Raw genomic sequence first — 16426 nt, 5'->3', positions numbered from 1 at the left:
GGTATGATACGATAAATAAAAAAGACGGGTGGTGCAGGGATGGAATTGTCTCTTTCGATTGCGTCATTTCCTCTGGATTCCGAAACGATTCATGATATGCATGGGTTATTGGAAATGACGGAGGTGGATTACAGCAAGCCATTGTTTGACTCCAGCTGGCATTTGGCCGATATCTCGGGTTTTGCGGTGCTTGCTTATACAGAAGAAAATGAGTTGCTTGGTTTTGCAGTGGCTGTGGATCTGATCGGTTTGGATTCATACGAATGGTCCGCATTTGTGCATCCCGAATTCAGAAGAATGACCATCGGCTCTGCGCTCGAAGGCGGAATTGCATACGGGCTGGAACAGCGCCAGGCCATAGACGGACTGGCTGCTTTCATTGAAGATGAGGTTGCAAAGAAGTTTTTGGCAAGCCTGGGATATCAGCCTGACTTCAAGGAGATAGAATTGGAAGCTGAACCGCTGGAAGTGTTGGATTTACCGGAAAACCTGGCAGTCGTTCCTTATGATGGAGAAATTGAGAAGCTTGAAAAGCTGATGGCCGCTGCATTTGATGAAGAGGTTCTTCCTGTCGTCCACTATAATATAGAAAGAACGGACAGAGAAGTATTCATCATGAAACGTGAAGAAGAGCTGGTGGCGAGCGCATCACTGTTTGAAGAAGAAGGCGGGCTGTGGATTACCGCTTTTGCAGTTGATCCTTCAGAACAAGGAAAAGGCTATGGCAAGGCATTCTTATTATGGTGCCGGCATTATGCATCATTACAGGGGAAACATCGTACGGTTCTGGAAGTTGAAACTGACAACGATGCGCTGGCTGTCTACCGGAAATCAGGATTTCATGCGGTGCATACAGTCGAATATTGGAATAAACCCTAAAAAAGCCATCCGATGCTGGATGGCCCACCTGTCATCAATTTCCTGATGCCTGGTATTCTTTTTCGGTTCCTTCGGGGTAAGTCACTTCGACTTCGATGGATTCAAAATCAGATTCAATATTGAAAACTTCTGTGACTTTGCTGATGACTTCATCTTCTGGCATGTCTTCGGTCAGTTTAAGTTCAGCCAGCATAGGTTCGATTTTATCGAAGGCATCATTGCCCTCCAGCACTTCATTGGAGAGTTTGTCTTCATATTCAGCTTCCACCAGATCTTTGATTTCTTCATAGGAAACAGTCAGAGCATCATCCTGGTCAGGGTAATCGACATCCAATTCAAAATCAGTGAAACCGAACACTTCGCCGCCGACATTTTCCTCGGCAAGGCCGCCTTCAGGGTTGGCGCCTTCAACTCCGTCATTTGTTTGGGAAGCTTCATCTGTGACCGGTTCTGTCACTTGCTCGTCATTGCCGCAAGCGCCCAATACAAGGCTGGAGGAGAAAAGGATACCTGCCGCAATCGTGAATTTTCTATTGATCATTACGCTCATCCTTTCATTGTCCATTTAGTTATAGCATTCCCGATTTTCAAGGACATAAGCTTTCATTTCAACAACGGGTGATTTTACAGCAGCGGAGTTAACGCAAAAGCCGAGAAGAGGAAAAGCAGAGCATAAAGGGGTTATTTTCATGGACAAATACAATAATGGCCAAAATATTGCAGCCGCTTCCGAGAACAATATCCGGACAGATTTCAAGGAAAGTATGACGTATGGGGACTATTTGCATTTGGATCAACTTTTGACCGCGCAGGACGGAGTCAGCGGTCATCATGATGAAACTCTGTTCATCATCATCCATCAAGTATCGGAATTGTGGATGAAATTAATACTGCATGAATTGCGCGCGGCAATCCGCAATATTGATGCGGATGATTTGCAGCCTGCGTTTAAGCAGATGGCGCGTGTCTCGAAAATCCAGTCGCAAATTATTAACGGATGGGATGTATTGGCGACAATGACACCGGCTGAGTATATGGAATTCCGCGATGATCTTGGGAATGCGAGTGGTTTCCAATCCTACCAATATCGGATGATCGAATTTGCACTGGGCTATAAGACAAAGCATGTCCTGAAAATCTATGAGAAAGACCCAGCACTTCTGAAAGAGCTCACCGCAGCTTTTGAAGCGCCTGGGCTCTATGATGCCGCCATACAGAAATTGGCACGGAGCGGTTTTCACATTGATAAAGAAGTGCTGGAACGTGACATGACGACGGTTTATGAACCGCACGACAGTGTCCGGGAAGCCTGGAAAACGGTTTATCGTGACGTGGATACGCATTGGGAATTGTATCAATTGGCGGAAAAACTGGTGGATATAGAGGACTGGCTGCAGCAATGGCGTTTCCGTCACATGAAGACGGTTGAACGCATCATCGGTTTCAGGCAAGGGACTGGCGGCTCATCCGGTGTCCATTACTTGAAAAAAGTGCTGGACCAATATTTCTTCCCGGAACTATGGGATATCAGAACCGAAATTTAGGAGGGGCCATATGAGAATCTACGCACATAGGGGATGTTCAGGAACTTATCCTGAAAATACACTGGCGGCTTTCAAAGCGGCTGCGGAATTGCCGATTACCGGGGTGGAAATTGACGTTCACCTCACAAAAGACAGAGAAATCGTTGTGATCCATGATGAAAAAGTCAACCGGACAACAGACGGGAAAGGGTATATAAAGGATATGACCCTGAGTGAAGTGAGAAAGCTTGACGCCGGATCCTGGTTTTCAGAAGAATTTGCCGGCGAAAAAATTCCCACACTCGATGAAGTATTCGATGTATTCGAGAAAACCAATCACCGGTTGAATATCGAACTGAAAACGGATGTCTTTCCTTACGAAGGCCTGGTCGACAAAGTACTTGAAGCGGCAGAAAAGCGCGGATTCCTGCACCGGGTCCTGATTTCATCGTTTAATCATGAAGATATTCAGACAGTCAGCCGTAAAAAGTCTGTTGAATCCGCTATCCTTACTTTGGATGTCTATGTTGATGTCTACGATTACGCTCGGGTAGTAGGAACAGACCGCATCCACATGTCCCTGCCTGGAGCATTTCGGCGCATGGCCACCGATGCCTTGCGAAAAGGTGCGATCGTCTACGTCTATACAGTCAATAAATTGGAATATGCGCAGCAATTGCAGCAGATCGGCATTCACGGCATCTTTACCGATTTCCCGGAAAAGATGCTGGCGGAACTGGATAGTCCTGTAAATCAGTAGAATTCAAAAAAGAGACGCCGGCATCCCGCCGGCGTCTTTTCTATTGTCCAGACTCCGGCGACCCAGCTCTTCGAGTCATAAGCCAGCTCAGCTCCGCAGCCAAAGCCGCTACGCTGATCCGTCTTATGCTTTTCAGAGCTAAACGGGTGCCGTCGCTTTTCTATTACCATTTTGCATAATGCTCTTCGATGGAGCCGAGCAATTGGCTGATTTTTAATTTTTTGCCGTCCTCATAGCGAACATAGCCGTTATAATAGCCGAAAAGCTGATGCACTTCGGATTTCACCAATTTCATATCACTCTTGGAAACGCGTTCGAAGAATGGTGTGAACTCCAATTTCACATCATCGGAAAACTTTGTGGCTATCTTCCACGGAGCCTTATAATCCTTGTCATCATAATGGAATAATACATCTTCGTGGATTTTATTCATTTTGCCGTTTACGAAAAAAGCATTTTCTGTCATGCCGGTTCCGTCTGTCCATTTTCCACCGAAATTCAATCCGATGGTTTTGCCGAGCGAGCGCTGGGAAGCCATCGCCCAATTCCATGAAGATTCCCGCGGCCAGACACCTCGTCCAGTATCGAGAACAGCAAAACTTTCAACCGGTTCAAAATTATATTGACGGGCACCGACTTTCACGGTGCCGGTTGCCGGCAGGCATAGATGCTTGCCGGTGAATTGGAATGTCTGCCGGTTCCAGGGAATCACCACATTCAAAGACTCGTGATTGTTGGGCGAGCTGATGTTCAAATCGGCATTCAGCGTTTCGCCATCAAAATCATCGATTTGAACAGTGATGCGCGTTGAATTCCGGGAGTATAGAAACTCGATCGACATATCCGGATGCTGAAACTTGCAAGTATCAAGCGAATGATCCGGAATGACTCGTTTTCTTGAAAATGGCAAGACGACTGTTTTTTCATAAAAGCGCTGGGTTTCATAATTCAGGAAATAAACAAAGCAGACTGTCGCGTAATCCAAATGGCTGATGGTTGCGGAAAACATAATCTCTTCACCAAAAACACACCAGTAATTCCACTTTTTTTTGCGCATGAAGTTGCCTTTAAGGTTGCTGATGATCAAGGGTTTACGCGCAAATCCGATCGCTTCGGGATTTAGCTGGCCTTTTGCATCACATAGTTCTACGGTTGTAAAAATCTCTCGTTCAACATGCTGCATATATACCACCTCGCCGTCATTCTGCTTCTATTGTAGCAGAAGAAACAAGGTATATCTTCTCTGGACCCTGTGAAGAGGCTCTATTAATGGGGACTTTTTCTCCACATTAACGCGAGAGTGCCTTCTCCTGCATGGACTGCCAGTGATGAGCTTAAATCCCCGATGATGATCTGGGATTCGGGTATGACTTTCAAAACTTCACGCTTTAAATTCTCGGCTTCTTCGTGTGTATTGCCGTGCATGATCTGGAAGGTATCGACGCCAAATTCCTGGTTGTCTTTAACCGCATGGTCGATCAGGTATTTGACAGCTTTCTTATGGGAACGTACTTTATCAATCGGTTTTAATTCGCCTTCAGGACTGATCTGGACGATTGGCTTCACTTGCAGAAGGCTTCCGATATAGTACTGGGCTCCGCTCATGCGGCCGCCTTTATACAATTGGGTGAGATTGCCGATCAGGATATAATTGCGGAAATTCACCGTTTCTTTCTCAAGCTTCTGCGCAATCTGTTCAGCGTCGAGACCTTCTTTTTCAAGTTCCAAGCCACGTTCAATCAAACCTGAGAGGCCATAGGACAGAGCAAGGGAATCGACCGCGTAGACCTTGAAACCAGACATATCCGCGCCGGCAGTCGAAGAAGCGATAGTGCCGCTCAATTTAGCGGAAGCGTGTACGGCAATGGCGCAGTCATATTCTTCTTTCAATTTGTCGTAAAGCTCGGCGAACTTGCCTGCAGACGGCTGTGAAGTCTTCGGGAATTCTGGAGCCGCTTTAATGCGCTCATATAGCTGAGCTTGTGTAAGGTCCTCTCCGTCAATAAATTCCTCCGAGCCGAAGTGGATATTCAACGGCACAATATAGACGTCTGGATGCGCTTTCATTTCTTCAGTTACGTAACCTGTAGTATCCATTATCCATGCAATCGGTTTTTTCATGATTCAACATCCCATCTTTTAATTTTTTGAATAATAAAACTATAACATGAATAGTTTTTCGCGGATAGAGCGCGGGTGTACGAAATTGTTCGTGGTCATCAAACCTGCATCAGGACTTAACAAAGCGTTTTGCATAGGACTCTTCTATATCGTATCTGTGCTTATAGACAATAATGATTATAGCCAGTATCAATGGCCAGACAATGGGAATGACCTGGAGAACTGCAGCCAGTACGATGAAAGCTGTAAACGCGCTCAGCATGCATAAAGTGGCGCTTTTAAAGAAGGGATAAAAGGCGATGAACATGACGAACATCGCGAGAAAAAGTTCAGGCGTCAAAAAGAACGTCACACCGATAAAAACAGCAATTCCTTTTCCGCCGCTTCCGCGCAGCCAAAAAGGGAACAGGTGCCCGAGTACGGTAAAAAAGCCGGCGACAGCGACTGCCCATAACGGAAAGTTAAAGTGGAAACCGGCAAAAACAACCAGTGCCCCTTTGCCTGCATCGCCGAGGAATGTCAGCAGGAAAGCGCTCTTGCCGATGACAGCACCGGCATTGCGCGCACCGAGGTTGCCGCTGCGTTCTTTTCTGAGGTCGACGCCTTTCCATTTGCCGACGAGCCAGGCAGTCATCAATGTACCGATCAGATAGGACAATAAAAAATAAAGTAACATTCAGTGGCCTCCGTTAAATTGGTCTATTGTCTATAAGTAAAGCAGTTTTTCAACAGGAAGGAAACTGCCCGATGAAAAAACCTTCCTGCCATCAGCCGGCGGGAAGGTTGGAAGTGTTTCTATTTTAATGCAGAAGCTTCGAAAAGGTAATCGCAGATGACGCGCAGCCCTTTATCGAAATTTTCGAGATGGAAGTGTTCGTTCGGTGCATGGAAATTCTCTGACGCGAGGCCGAATCCCATCAGGACAACAGGTCGTTCAAGTATTTCATCGAAAGCTGCGACAATCGGAATCGAACCGCCCATGCGGGTGAACGCAGTCGGTACACCATAGATTTTTTCATATGAACGGCCGGCAGCCTGTATAGCCGGATGATCAAATGGTGTGAGGAACGGTTTGCCTTTATCGAACTCTGAAATTTCGACAGACACTCCAGCCGGTTTATGCGACTCGACGTGCGCTTTCAGTTTAGCGACTATATCATCCGGGTCCTGGTCAGGAACGAGGCGGCAAGTGATTTTGCTGCTCGCTTCCGCTGGAAGAACAGTTTTGATGCCTTCTCCGGAAAAGCCGCCTGTAATGCCGTTGATTTCAAGTGTCGGGCGGATCCATGTTCGTTCGACAAATGAATATTCTTTTTCACCGAAATCTTCTGTAATGCCAAGTTCTTTCTTTTCATTTTCCAGATCGAACTCGAGTGATGCGAATTCTGCGCGTTCCTCGTCTGAAACCGGCAGGACATCGTCATAGAAACCTTCTACTTGTATGACGCCTTCTTTGTCACGGAAACTTTCAAGAATTTCGACGATAGCGTGCAGCGGATTTTGCACTGCGCCGCCATAAAGTCCGGAATGCAGATCGCCTTTCGGTCCTTTTACATCAATCTGGATGCCTGCAAGACCTCGCAAGCCGTAGCACACTGCCGGACGACCGGGCCCCTGCATGCCTGTATCGGAAATGACGATCAAATCAGCTTCAAGCGCTTCTTTATTTTTCTCCACATAAGCGGGGAGGCTCGGACTGCCGATTTCCTCTTCGCCTTCGATGATGAATTTCATGTTGACCGGAAGTTCACCATTCAATTGCAATAAAGCTTCAGCCGCTTTGATGTGCATGAAAGTCTGGCCTTTATCATCACTTGCGCCGCGGGCGTATAATTTATTGTCGCGCACTTGCGGCTCGAAAGGCGGGGATTCCCACAAGTGAAGAGGGTCCACAGGCTGGACATCGTAATGGCCATAAACCAGTACTGTCGGTTTGCCTTCTGCGTGAAGCCAGTCGGCATACACCAGTGGGTGCCCCCCGGTTTCATCGATCTTCACATTCTCAAGACCGGCTTTTTCAAAAGATTTGACCAGCCATTCGGCCGCAGTCAGCATGTCCTTCTTATGTTCTGATAGCGAACTGACGGACGGAATGCGGAGAAATGATTCCAATTCTTCCAAATGATCTCCGCGCCGTTCCTGGAAATAACGTTCTATTTGCTGTGCATCCATTCTTAAAAACCTCTTTTCAATAAGTTTTTTTACAATGGCAAAAGTATACCATAAGAAAGTTGAACTTTTCGACAGGAGGAAAATCGCTGTGATATAATTGTTGGTACGGAAATAGCTCGTAAAATTTTGTGTTTTAGACACTGGAGGAAACAATTTTGTTTATAGCGTTAGTATTATTTTTAATGATGTCGTTCTTCTTATCGGGAAGCGAAACGGCATTGACTGCGGTTAATAGGATGAAGGTCCATCTTCGCGCTGAGCAGGGGGATGTAAAGTCACAGCACCTGCAAAAGTTGATCGCGAAGCCGGACCGGATGATCACTACTATATTAATCGGAAATAATATTGCCAATATCATGCTGCCGACCCTCGTCACCATGATTGCAATCGACAGAGGGTGGGAAGTCGGACTTGCTACAGCAATCCTGACAATCGTATTGATCATATTCGGTGAAGTGCTGCCCAAAACCATTGCAGCCACTTTCGCTGATAAAATCGCTTATGTCGTTGCGCCAGTCATCCGTGTGCTGGTTGTGTTATTGAAGCCGCTCACATGGCTGCTTGCGCAGTTCACCAATATCTTCATCCGCATCATCTCCAAAGGCAGCGTCAAGGAAGCGACAATGACCAAGGAAGAATTGCGGACAATGGTCGATATTGCGTCGACGGAAGGGACTTTTGAAGAAGACGAATCTGAACGGATCAAGGGAGTTCTCGATTTCCCGCACAAGGACGTTTCTGACGTCATGTCCACGCACAGGACTGATATCGTCGGAATCGCCATAGATTCAACTTACGAAGAAGTCCGTGATTTAATCCTGGATTCTTCTTACACCCGCTATCCAGTCTATGAAGAAAGCATGGATAACGTGGTTGGCCTCTTTTATTCGAAGAAATTGATCGAATGGTCAATGAACCCGAATCTCACCTTACAGGAATTGATGGACGATAATCCATTGTTCGTTGTGCAGTCAGTAAGCGTCGAAAAAGTCTTTAAGATGATGATGGCCAAGAAGAAACACATGGCTGTTATTTTGGATGAATACGGCGGTACTCTTGGGATTGTTACACATGAAGACATCATTGAAGAAATGATCGGACAGGATATCGAGGATGAAACTGACGTGGAAGACGATGAACTGGTCTTTGAAATGACTGAAAATACATTGTCATGCCATGGCCGGCTTGAAATAGAAGACGTGAACGAAATGTTCGAAGTGGAAGTTCCGAACGACCACGATACCATTGCCGGATTTGTCATGCAGCAGCTTGGCCATGTCCCGGATGAAGGCGAGCAGTTCACTTATGAAAACCTCCATGTGGAAGTAAACGAAATGGACCGCAACCGCATTGTGCGCTTGACGATCACAAAAAAAGATGAAGAAGTATTCGCGTAGAACCTGCCTTTTGGCGGGTTTTTTTTATTTCATTGGTTTTAGAATATAAATCACATCAATTGTTTCAATAAAAGTTGTATTAATAAGTCTTAATAAGCGATATTCCGCAAAACAACTTGGTTTCTAAAACCCTTGCTCCTGCATCGCTGCGCTGCTTCGTCGCAAAGAGTTGCCCCCGCAAGCTTCGGTCAACTCTTCGCTGTTTTGCTCCATATCTCTAGAGAATTCTCTCAGCGCCGGCGCGTCCATGGACTGGGCGAAGCAATAAGACGAGTGAATTTCTCGGCTTATTGTGAGAGCCTTGTCCTAAGCGCCGAAGCGATATGTGAAAAAGTATTTTCCGCTTATATAAAACTAATCTCTTTATTACACAAATGTAAGCCAAATGAAAGCGGAAGCGATAGAGTGAAAGGTTCTTTTCCGGCACAATAAGATCAACAAGAAAAACGGACGGAGGAACCAAAAATGGAAAGTTTGTATACAGAATATAATCGTTATATATATCATTTATGCTTAAAACTGACGCGCAATAAGGTGGAAGCGGAAGATCTTATGCAGGAAGTTTGGCTGAAAGTGGTTCGGTATGAGGCTTCGATCAAGGAAGTGGATCATGTCAAAGCCTGGTTGACGACAATCTGTATGAACACTTTCCGTGACCGCTACCGTAAGAATGTACGTCGCAGCAAACATGTCCAGCAGCAGCCGGAGGGACTCGACATTTCATTGCTTGACTTGATTCCGTCAGACAATGCGGGCGCCCCTGAGTTATTGGAGCAGCAGGATGTATCCGTATTGCTGCAGCATAAAATCTCACAGCTGGATTCGATTTACCGCACAACAATTGTCTACTTCTACGTACATCAATTATCATTGATCGAAATTGCGGAAGCGATGAAAGTGTCGATCGGCACCGTCAAATCCCGCCTTTTCCGCGGCAAACAGAGACTTAAAGATCTATTGCTTGAAGACGTCCAGACCCGTGAATATGTATTGCCTGCTTAACTCGGGAACTATTTGTATCTTCTATATTAATAAAAACAATCAAGGTGTGCCGGACTTACGGCGCATCTTTTTTTATTGGAAAACGGTTATGGAATGTGCAATGAAAAAGAAACTATTTATTATGGAAAAAATTTAAAGAAATTTTTCTTCATCTAAAGTAAGATTAGGAAAGATGAGGGGGATTTTAGAATGAGAAGAAGAGTGGCCGGTTGGAGCAAGCGAAAAAGGATTATTATGGGAATTATTGGTGTACTGGCGCTCATGTATATCGCTGTTATTGTTTGGCATACCATAAAACCTCTGCCTCAAGGGCTGGATTATGCGGGAGACCTTCACCAAGTGGAGGATGTGGAAATGATTTACGACCTGTCATTTGCGCAGAATCAAAAAGGGGATAATTTAAAGCACGAATTACGCATATTTGATGAAATTTACGAAATGATTGATGAGGCGGAAGAGTTCATTGTCATCGATCTGTTTCTGTTTGATGATTACACCGATGAGCAGCGGGATTTTCCAGCGGTGGCGGAAACACTTACTGATCACTTGCTGGCAAAAAAAGCGGAAGATCCAGACTTTCCAATTTACTTTATTACCGATCCGCTGAATTTCGGTTATGGTTCATATGAAAGCCAGCTGCTCGGTACGCTGAGGGATGAAGGTGTGGAAGTGATTGTGACGGATCTCGATAAGCTGCGTGATTCAACGCCATTATATTCCGGGTTGTACCGGGTGATTTTCCAATGGTTCGATGCCGGTGGACGGGGCTGGGTGCCCAATGCCATGGCAAGCGATGCACCAGATCTGTCAGTGTCGTCTTATCTGAAGATGATGAACATCAAAGCGAATCACCGTAAAGCGGTCATTACGGAAAAAGCGGCGATCGTCAGTTCCGCCAATCCCCATAATGCCAGCGGCTTACATGGCAATATGGCATTTAAAGTGAGCGGGCCGGTGATCAATGATATGCTGGCATCGGAAGAGGCAGTTTCACGATTTTCCGGTGGTCCTGACTTTCCGAGGGTTGAAGCCCGCGAACAGCAAGGCGATTACCAGGTTCAATACGTAACGGAAAAGAAAGTGTTGAATTCGCTATTGGATGATATTGAAAAGACCAAAGAAGGCGACAGCATCCATCTGGCTATGTTCTATATTGCTGAAGGGGACGTGGTTCAGGCCTTGACTGATGCTGCAAACCGCGGAGTTGAGGTGCAATTGGTACTGGACCCTAACGAGAATGCGTTCGGCACCGAAAAGACAGGCTTGCCGAACCGGCCGGCTGTGCACGAAATGCTTGAAGAAAGCAACGACAAAATCCAAGTCCGCTGGTATAACGCGGTGGTTGGGCAATTCCATACAAAATCAATCATGATCCAAACAGCTGAAGAAAGTTATATTTCTGGCGGTTCAACAAATTACACCGAACGGGCTTTCAAGAATTATAATCTGGAAAGCAACATCCGTATCATTGCGCCAAACGACAGCGAACTGGTGGGGGACATGGTAACATACTTCGACCGCTTATGGACCAACGAAGATGCACTCTACACATTGCATGTTGACGCTTACCAGGATACCTTTACATTCTGGCAGCGCGGCATCTACGGATTCCAGAAGATTTTCAAGTTGACCACCTACTAAAAAAAGATCTCTTCCCGAAGCTGGGAAGAGATCTTTTTTGATATTACTTAATTTGCGGTTCCTGGCCAGCTGCAATCCATTCTTCAACATTCCAGACTTTTGTGGCAAGTCCTTCATAGAATTCAGGTTCATGGCTGACCAATACGATCGTGCCTTTATAAGCTTGCATAGCGCGCTTCAATTCAGCTTTTGCATCGATGTCCAAGTGGTTTGTCGGTTCATCGAACAAGAGCCAGTTGCTTTCTTCGAGCATCAATTTGCACAAACGGACTTTCGCCTGTTCGCCACCGCTCAATTGTTTCATCGAACGGGAGATATGCTCGTTCTTCAGGCCTGTACGCGCCAATGCTCCGCGCACCTGGCCCTGGTCCATGCTCGGGTAAGCTGACCAGATTTCGTCAAGCGGTGTATGGTCTGGCGCTTTGACTTCCTGTTCGAAATAACTCGGAGTCAAATATTCGCCGCGGATCACATCACCGTCAAGCGGTTTGATTTTTCCAAGCATCGTTTTCAGCAACGTCGATTTACCGACTCCGTTCATGCCTACAAGAGCAATTTTTTCGCCGCGTTCAATCATGAAGGACAGAGGCGGCAATAGGGCCTTGTCATAGCCGATGGATAACGATTCTGCTTCCACCACATAGCGGCTTGGGCTCCGTGTTTCCTTGAAAGCGAATTGCGGTTTTGCCGCAACTTCGGGTTTGTCGATGCGGTCCATGCGGTCAAGCTGTTTCTGGCGTGACTTCGCGCGTCCCGTTGTCGAAGCGCGAGCTTTGTTTTTGGCAATGAATGTCTCTGTTTTCTTGATCATTTCTTCCTGTTTTTCATATGCATCCAGGTGCTGCTTCTTGGCAAGTTCTGCAAGTTCGATGAATTTCTCATAAGTGGCTGTGTAACGCGACAGGCGTGAGAACTCCAAATGGAAGATGACATCTGTCACCGAACTCATGAATTCTGTATCATGCGAGATCAACAGGAATGCATGCGGATAGTTCTTCAGATAATTGACGAGCCACTGGATATGTTCTTCGTCCAGATAGTTGGTCGGCTCATCGAGCAGCAGGACTTTCGGTTTCTCCAACAGTAATTTCGCCAGCAGCAATTTCGTGCGCTGTCCGCCGGATAATGCTTCGACCGGACGTTCGAGTCCGATGGCATCAAGTCCGAGACCGCGTGCAATCTCTTCTATTTTTACATCCAGGGTATAGAAATCCCCGGCATCAAGTGCATCCTGCACTTCGGCCATCTCATCCATCAATGCTTCAAGGTCGGCATCTTCCTCGCCCATCTTCATAGCGATTTCATTCAGTTCTTCTTCTTTTTTATATAATGGCAAAAAAGCATCCTGCATCGTCTGGCGGATTGTCCGGCCAGGCTCCAATTGGGTGTGCTGATCGAGGTAGCCGTAATGCGTTTTCGGCTGCCACTCGACACGTCCGTTATCGTGGATCAATTTGCCTGTCAAAATATTCATCATCGTCGATTTGCCGACACCGTTCGCGCCCACCAGGCCAACGTGTTCACCTTCAACCAACCGGAAAGACACATCGTTGAACAATGTCCGGTCGCCGAATGTATGGCTTAAATTTTCTACTGTCAATAAACTCATGTAAGTAATTCCTCCATTTATAGCTGTAGAACAAGATCTTTACGCGACCGTCCACAGTGTTCGATATATCAGTATCCCTGAATCGGTATCAGGAAAACACTCAAAAAAAAACCGCGGTTACAAATCCGCGAGTTTTTTGTTTAATTCCGCTAATTGTTGTTCCATCCGTTCGAGGCGCTGTTCCGCTTTCTCCACCATTTTGGCGTGTCCAGTCGTTTCAAGCTTCTCGATATCGCCTTGATGGCGCACGTAATCCATCTTCAATTCGGCAATTTCGTTTTCGATTTCCTGCCTGTTCACATAATCACCTGCATTTTTCCTTCATTATAGCATAAATTGATGGAATTAAAATCATTTCGATTGGCTTACGGCTTTTAATTGAGGGAATAAAAAACGTATAATGTTGAAAAAAGATTAAAAGGAGGCGAAGGCCGATCGATACTTTATTATTTGATCTCATGTTAATCATCTTTCTTGGGGTGATCTCGCAATGGCTTGCCTGGCGCTTTCGCCTGCCCGCAATTGTTTTGATGTCCATAGCCGGCCTGCTGGTCGGACCTATTTTAAACATCATCCATCCGGAAGAAAGTTTCGGGGAGTTGTTCAAGCCCGTCATATCATTGGCCGTTGCCATCATCCTGTTTGAAGGCAGTTTGAACTTGAACTTCAAGGAAATCCGGGGGTTCAATAAACCGGTGTGGCGGATCGTAACATTCGGCGCCTTTATCGCATGGATCTCCGGATCGCTTGCAGCGCATTACATAGCCGGCCTTTCCTGGGCAGTGGCATTTGTCATCGGAGGGCTGTTCATTGTCACAGGTCCTACCGTTATCCTGCCTTTATTGCGTCAGGCTAAACTCAAAGCCCGTCCAGCGGCAATTCTGAAATGGGAAGGGATCATCGTAGATCCATTCGGCGCATTGCTGGCTTTATTCGCGTTCCAGTTTGTACTGTTTGCGATTGGTGATGAAACAGCCGGTGCATTCGGGTTATTCTTCCTGGCTTCCTTGTTCGCTGTAGCGCTGGGAGCTGGAGTCGGCTGGCTGCTAGGCTGGATGTTCGAAAAAGGCCAAGTGCCGGAATTCCTGAAAGCACCGATCGTTTTCGGTGTCGTACTGCTCACATTCGTGCTGTCGGATATCGTCATGCACGAAACGGGCTTGCTGGCGGTCACCGCTATGGGAATGGTGATGGCCAATATGCATATCGCTTCCATCAATGATATGCGGCATTTCAAGGAAAATATTTCAGTGCTGCTTATTTCAAGTATCTTTGTCATGCTGACAGCATCTCTAAGCCTGGATGTGCTGATTGAAATCTTCAATTGGCGTATTGTCGCCTTCGTACTGGCAACTTTATTCGTGGTACGTCCTTTGTCGATCTGGCTGTCGACGATCGGTACAGATCTCACTAATCAGGAAAAGACACTCATCGGCTGGATCGCGCCGCGCGGAATTGTGGCCCTTACCGTATCGGGTTATTTCGCCGGTGTCCTTCTGGAAGCAGGGTTTGATGATGCTGAATTGCTCACAGCCCTGACATTCGCGCTCGTATTTTCAACCGTTGTCGTGCATGGCTTCACAATCGGATGGCTTGGCCGTAAATTGGGTCTGGCAACCGGAGATGACCCAGGCATCATCATAGTCGGGGTCGGCCGCTTTGCGCTGAAACTGGCAGAAGCCCTTTCTGAATACAATAAAAACCTTTTGATCATGGACGCTTCGTGGGGGAGACTGCAGCCTGCGCGCCTTGCGGGAATGAAAACATTCACAGGTGAAATCCTTTCCGAGCATACTGAATACGAACTGGACATGACTCCTTACGAAACCATGATCCTGGCAGGGGAAATTGATTCCTATAACGCTTTGGTCATGAACAATTATGTACCGGAGTTCGGCAGGGAAAATCTCTATAAAACAGCCATCCACCAAGGCGATCCCGGCGACTACCATTCTTCTCTGAAAGGCAGGACCCTCTTCGGCCATGAATGGAACATCCATGAACTCGACATGAAAGCCGAAGAAGGCTATACGATCCGCAAAACACAATTGACCGAACAATACACATATGAGGACTACAAGAAAAAGTGGAGTGCAGATACGATTCTGCTCTTCATTTACCGTGAGCAGGGGAAAATCGAATTCTTCACAAGCGACAACTTTCCTGAGCCGAAGCTTGGCGATACTGTGGTCAGCTTTACATCACCGGCCCGTCAATCCGACCGCATCCAGGAACGTCTGGAAAACAAACGCGCCAAAAACAACTCACCTCAGCCTAAAGAATGAAATCTCGGCTTCATAAGGTTTTTCGATACGTATCCGCATACGCTGTTTGTTATGATGGAATAAAGTCGGGTTTGATATGCAGCTTACCTTTTAAATCCGAATAAAAAATCATTGAGAGGCAGCCTGGCTGCCCAGTATATATGGACTCGAGGAGGAACAGTTTTATGAAGGTATTATTAGTGGACGGCACAATTGTGGGAAGAAAGACAGGCGCCGTATTGGAGCAAGTCAAGATGTATATCCAGGAATTCCAGCCTGATATGGAGTTGGACATCCTGAGCCTGGCGGATTATGAACATCAATTCGTCGACGGGCGTCCGCTTGGCGAATACAACAGCAGCATGCAGGAACTTGCACGCCGCTTTAGCGAAGCGGATGGTTACATCATCGCTTCACCCATTTTCCAGGGCTCCATCCCTGGCGTATTGAAAAACGCGTTTGACTTGCTGCATCCGCATACGATGCGCTACAAACCGGTATCGATCGTGGCAAACGGCGGAACTTACCAGCACCATCTGGTCATCGAGAACCAGCTCAAGCCGATTCTCGATTATTTCCGTTGCCTGGTGACACCGAATTACGTCTATACGCACACCAGCCATTTCGATGCCGACAACACCATCATCAGTGAAGACGTCCACGACCGCCTTCGCGAATTGGCCCGCGTTTTCGTCCAGTACGCCGAAATGAGCAAGCACCTGTCAAAAGAAACACTGGATCAACACTAAGCTTCACTGTAAAAAGCCTCCTGCGGGAGGCTTTTTGTTTTAGGCTGAGATGGATGGAACTGTGTGCAGGGTCTAAGTTCAAGAGAAAAATGGATGCTTTTCGCCGAATTTGGGCGAAAAGCGGAAAACCATAAGTTCAAGACCCCAGTCGGATGCTTTTCACCTTGTGAAAAGCGGAAAACCTTCAGGTCAATGGCAAAAGTGGGGGGCTCTTGCGGAGAAAGGTTGTTTGGGTTGCAGTTTTGGAGGCTAATTTTTGTCTTGCTCTCTAAATTTGTGATCGGTTGATGCCGCAACTGTCATGCAATG

15 protein-coding genes are annotated in these 16426 nt (G+C 46.6%); 8 read left to right on the top strand and 7 right to left on the bottom strand.

The features are described 5' to 3' along the window. Positions 1 to 39: 39 nt before the first annotated feature. Entirely contained in the window at positions 40 to 879 is an 840-nt protein-coding gene (locus tag D2910_RS12545; protein ID WP_117313720.1) for a GNAT family N-acetyltransferase, read from the top strand. Positions 880 to 913: 34 nt separating this feature from the next. Here the strand turns inward: D2910_RS12545 and D2910_RS12540 are convergent, their stop codons facing one another. After that, positions 914 to 1420, bottom strand: coding sequence for a YusW family protein (locus D2910_RS12540; RefSeq protein WP_233208565.1), 507 nt, complete (start codon positions 1418 to 1420; stop codon positions 914 to 916). A gap of 148 nt (positions 1421 to 1568) precedes the next feature. On the opposite strand from D2910_RS12540, the gene kynA reads away from it, so the two are divergent. After that, on the top strand, positions 1569 to 2423 hold the full coding sequence (kynA, locus tag D2910_RS12535) for a tryptophan 2,3-dioxygenase (protein WP_084244080.1): 855 nt from the start codon (positions 1569 to 1571) through the stop codon (positions 2421 to 2423). A 10-nt stretch (positions 2424 to 2433) separates the two neighbouring features. Next, positions 2434 to 3162, top strand: coding sequence for a glycerophosphodiester phosphodiesterase (locus tag D2910_RS12530; RefSeq protein WP_101802089.1), 729 nt, complete (start codon positions 2434 to 2436; stop codon positions 3160 to 3162). A 163-nt stretch (positions 3163 to 3325) separates the two neighbouring features. Here D2910_RS12530 and D2910_RS12525 read toward each other — a convergent pair whose 3' ends face one another. The 4 genes from D2910_RS12525 to D2910_RS12510 all read right to left on the bottom strand — a co-directional run bounded on the left by D2910_RS12525 (position 3326) and on the right by D2910_RS12510 (position 7455). Further along, a complete protein-coding gene (locus tag D2910_RS12525) occupies positions 3326 to 4345 on the bottom strand; it encodes a DUF2804 domain-containing protein (protein ID WP_117313719.1) in 1020 nt (339 codons plus the stop codon). Positions 4346 to 4428: 83 nt separating this feature from the next. After that, complete coding sequence (locus D2910_RS12520; RefSeq protein WP_117313718.1) at positions 4429 to 5283, bottom strand: DegV family protein; 855 nt, start codon at positions 5281 to 5283, stop codon at positions 4429 to 4431. Positions 5284 to 5392: 109 nt separating this feature from the next. Further along, positions 5393 to 5959: a glycerol-3-phosphate acyltransferase gene (locus D2910_RS12515; RefSeq protein ID WP_084244088.1), complete on the bottom strand. Its 567-nt coding sequence runs from the start codon at positions 5957 to 5959 to the stop codon at positions 5393 to 5395. A 119-nt stretch (positions 5960 to 6078) separates the two neighbouring features. Further along, positions 6079 to 7455 (bottom strand): dipeptidase, encoded by a 1377-nt coding sequence (locus D2910_RS12510; RefSeq protein ID WP_117313717.1) that lies wholly within the window; start codon positions 7453 to 7455, stop codon positions 6079 to 6081. A gap of 155 nt (positions 7456 to 7610) precedes the next feature. On the opposite strand from D2910_RS12510, the gene D2910_RS12505 reads away from it, so the two are divergent. From D2910_RS12505 to D2910_RS12495, 3 genes are all read left to right on the top strand, one after another. Continuing rightward, a complete protein-coding gene (locus tag D2910_RS12505) occupies positions 7611 to 8852 on the top strand; it encodes a CNNM domain-containing protein (RefSeq protein ID WP_084244092.1) in 1242 nt (413 codons plus the stop codon). Positions 8853 to 9317: 465 nt separating this feature from the next. Then, on the top strand, positions 9318 to 9854 hold the full coding sequence (locus D2910_RS12500) for an RNA polymerase sigma factor (RefSeq protein ID WP_084244094.1): 537 nt from the start codon (positions 9318 to 9320) through the stop codon (positions 9852 to 9854). Between the two features lie 189 nt (positions 9855 to 10043). Continuing rightward, positions 10044 to 11495: a phospholipase D family protein gene (locus D2910_RS12495; protein WP_117313716.1), complete on the top strand. Its 1452-nt coding sequence runs from the start codon at positions 10044 to 10046 to the stop codon at positions 11493 to 11495. Positions 11496 to 11538: 43 nt separating this feature from the next. Here the strand turns inward: D2910_RS12495 and D2910_RS12490 are convergent, their stop codons facing one another. After that, positions 11539 to 13104: an ABC-F family ATP-binding cassette domain-containing protein gene (locus D2910_RS12490; RefSeq protein ID WP_084244098.1), complete on the bottom strand. Its 1566-nt coding sequence runs from the start codon at positions 13102 to 13104 to the stop codon at positions 11539 to 11541. Positions 13105 to 13221: 117 nt separating this feature from the next. Next, positions 13222 to 13404, bottom strand: coding sequence for an SE1832 family protein (locus D2910_RS12485; RefSeq protein WP_084244100.1), 183 nt, complete (start codon positions 13402 to 13404; stop codon positions 13222 to 13224). Positions 13405 to 13562: 158 nt separating this feature from the next. Between D2910_RS12485 and D2910_RS12480 the strand changes: the two genes are divergently transcribed. After that, positions 13563 to 15389 carry a cation:proton antiporter gene (locus D2910_RS12480; RefSeq protein ID WP_084244102.1) on the top strand — a complete coding sequence of 609 codons (1827 nt, stop codon included), beginning with the start codon at positions 13563 to 13565 and terminating at the stop codon, positions 15387 to 15389. A gap of 164 nt (positions 15390 to 15553) precedes the next feature. Then, complete coding sequence (locus D2910_RS12475) at positions 15554 to 16117, top strand: NADPH-dependent FMN reductase (protein WP_084244104.1); 564 nt, start codon at positions 15554 to 15556, stop codon at positions 16115 to 16117. The last annotated feature ends 309 nt before the right edge of the window (positions 16118 to 16426 follow it).

The sequence above is a fragment of the Planomicrobium okeanokoites genome (assembly GCF_003428875.1).
GTDB lineage: Bacteria > Bacillota > Bacilli > Bacillales_A > Planococcaceae > Planococcus > Planococcus okeanokoites.
Note: the sequence above shows the minus strand (reverse complement) of the source record. Positions and strands in the feature narration are given on the sequence as shown.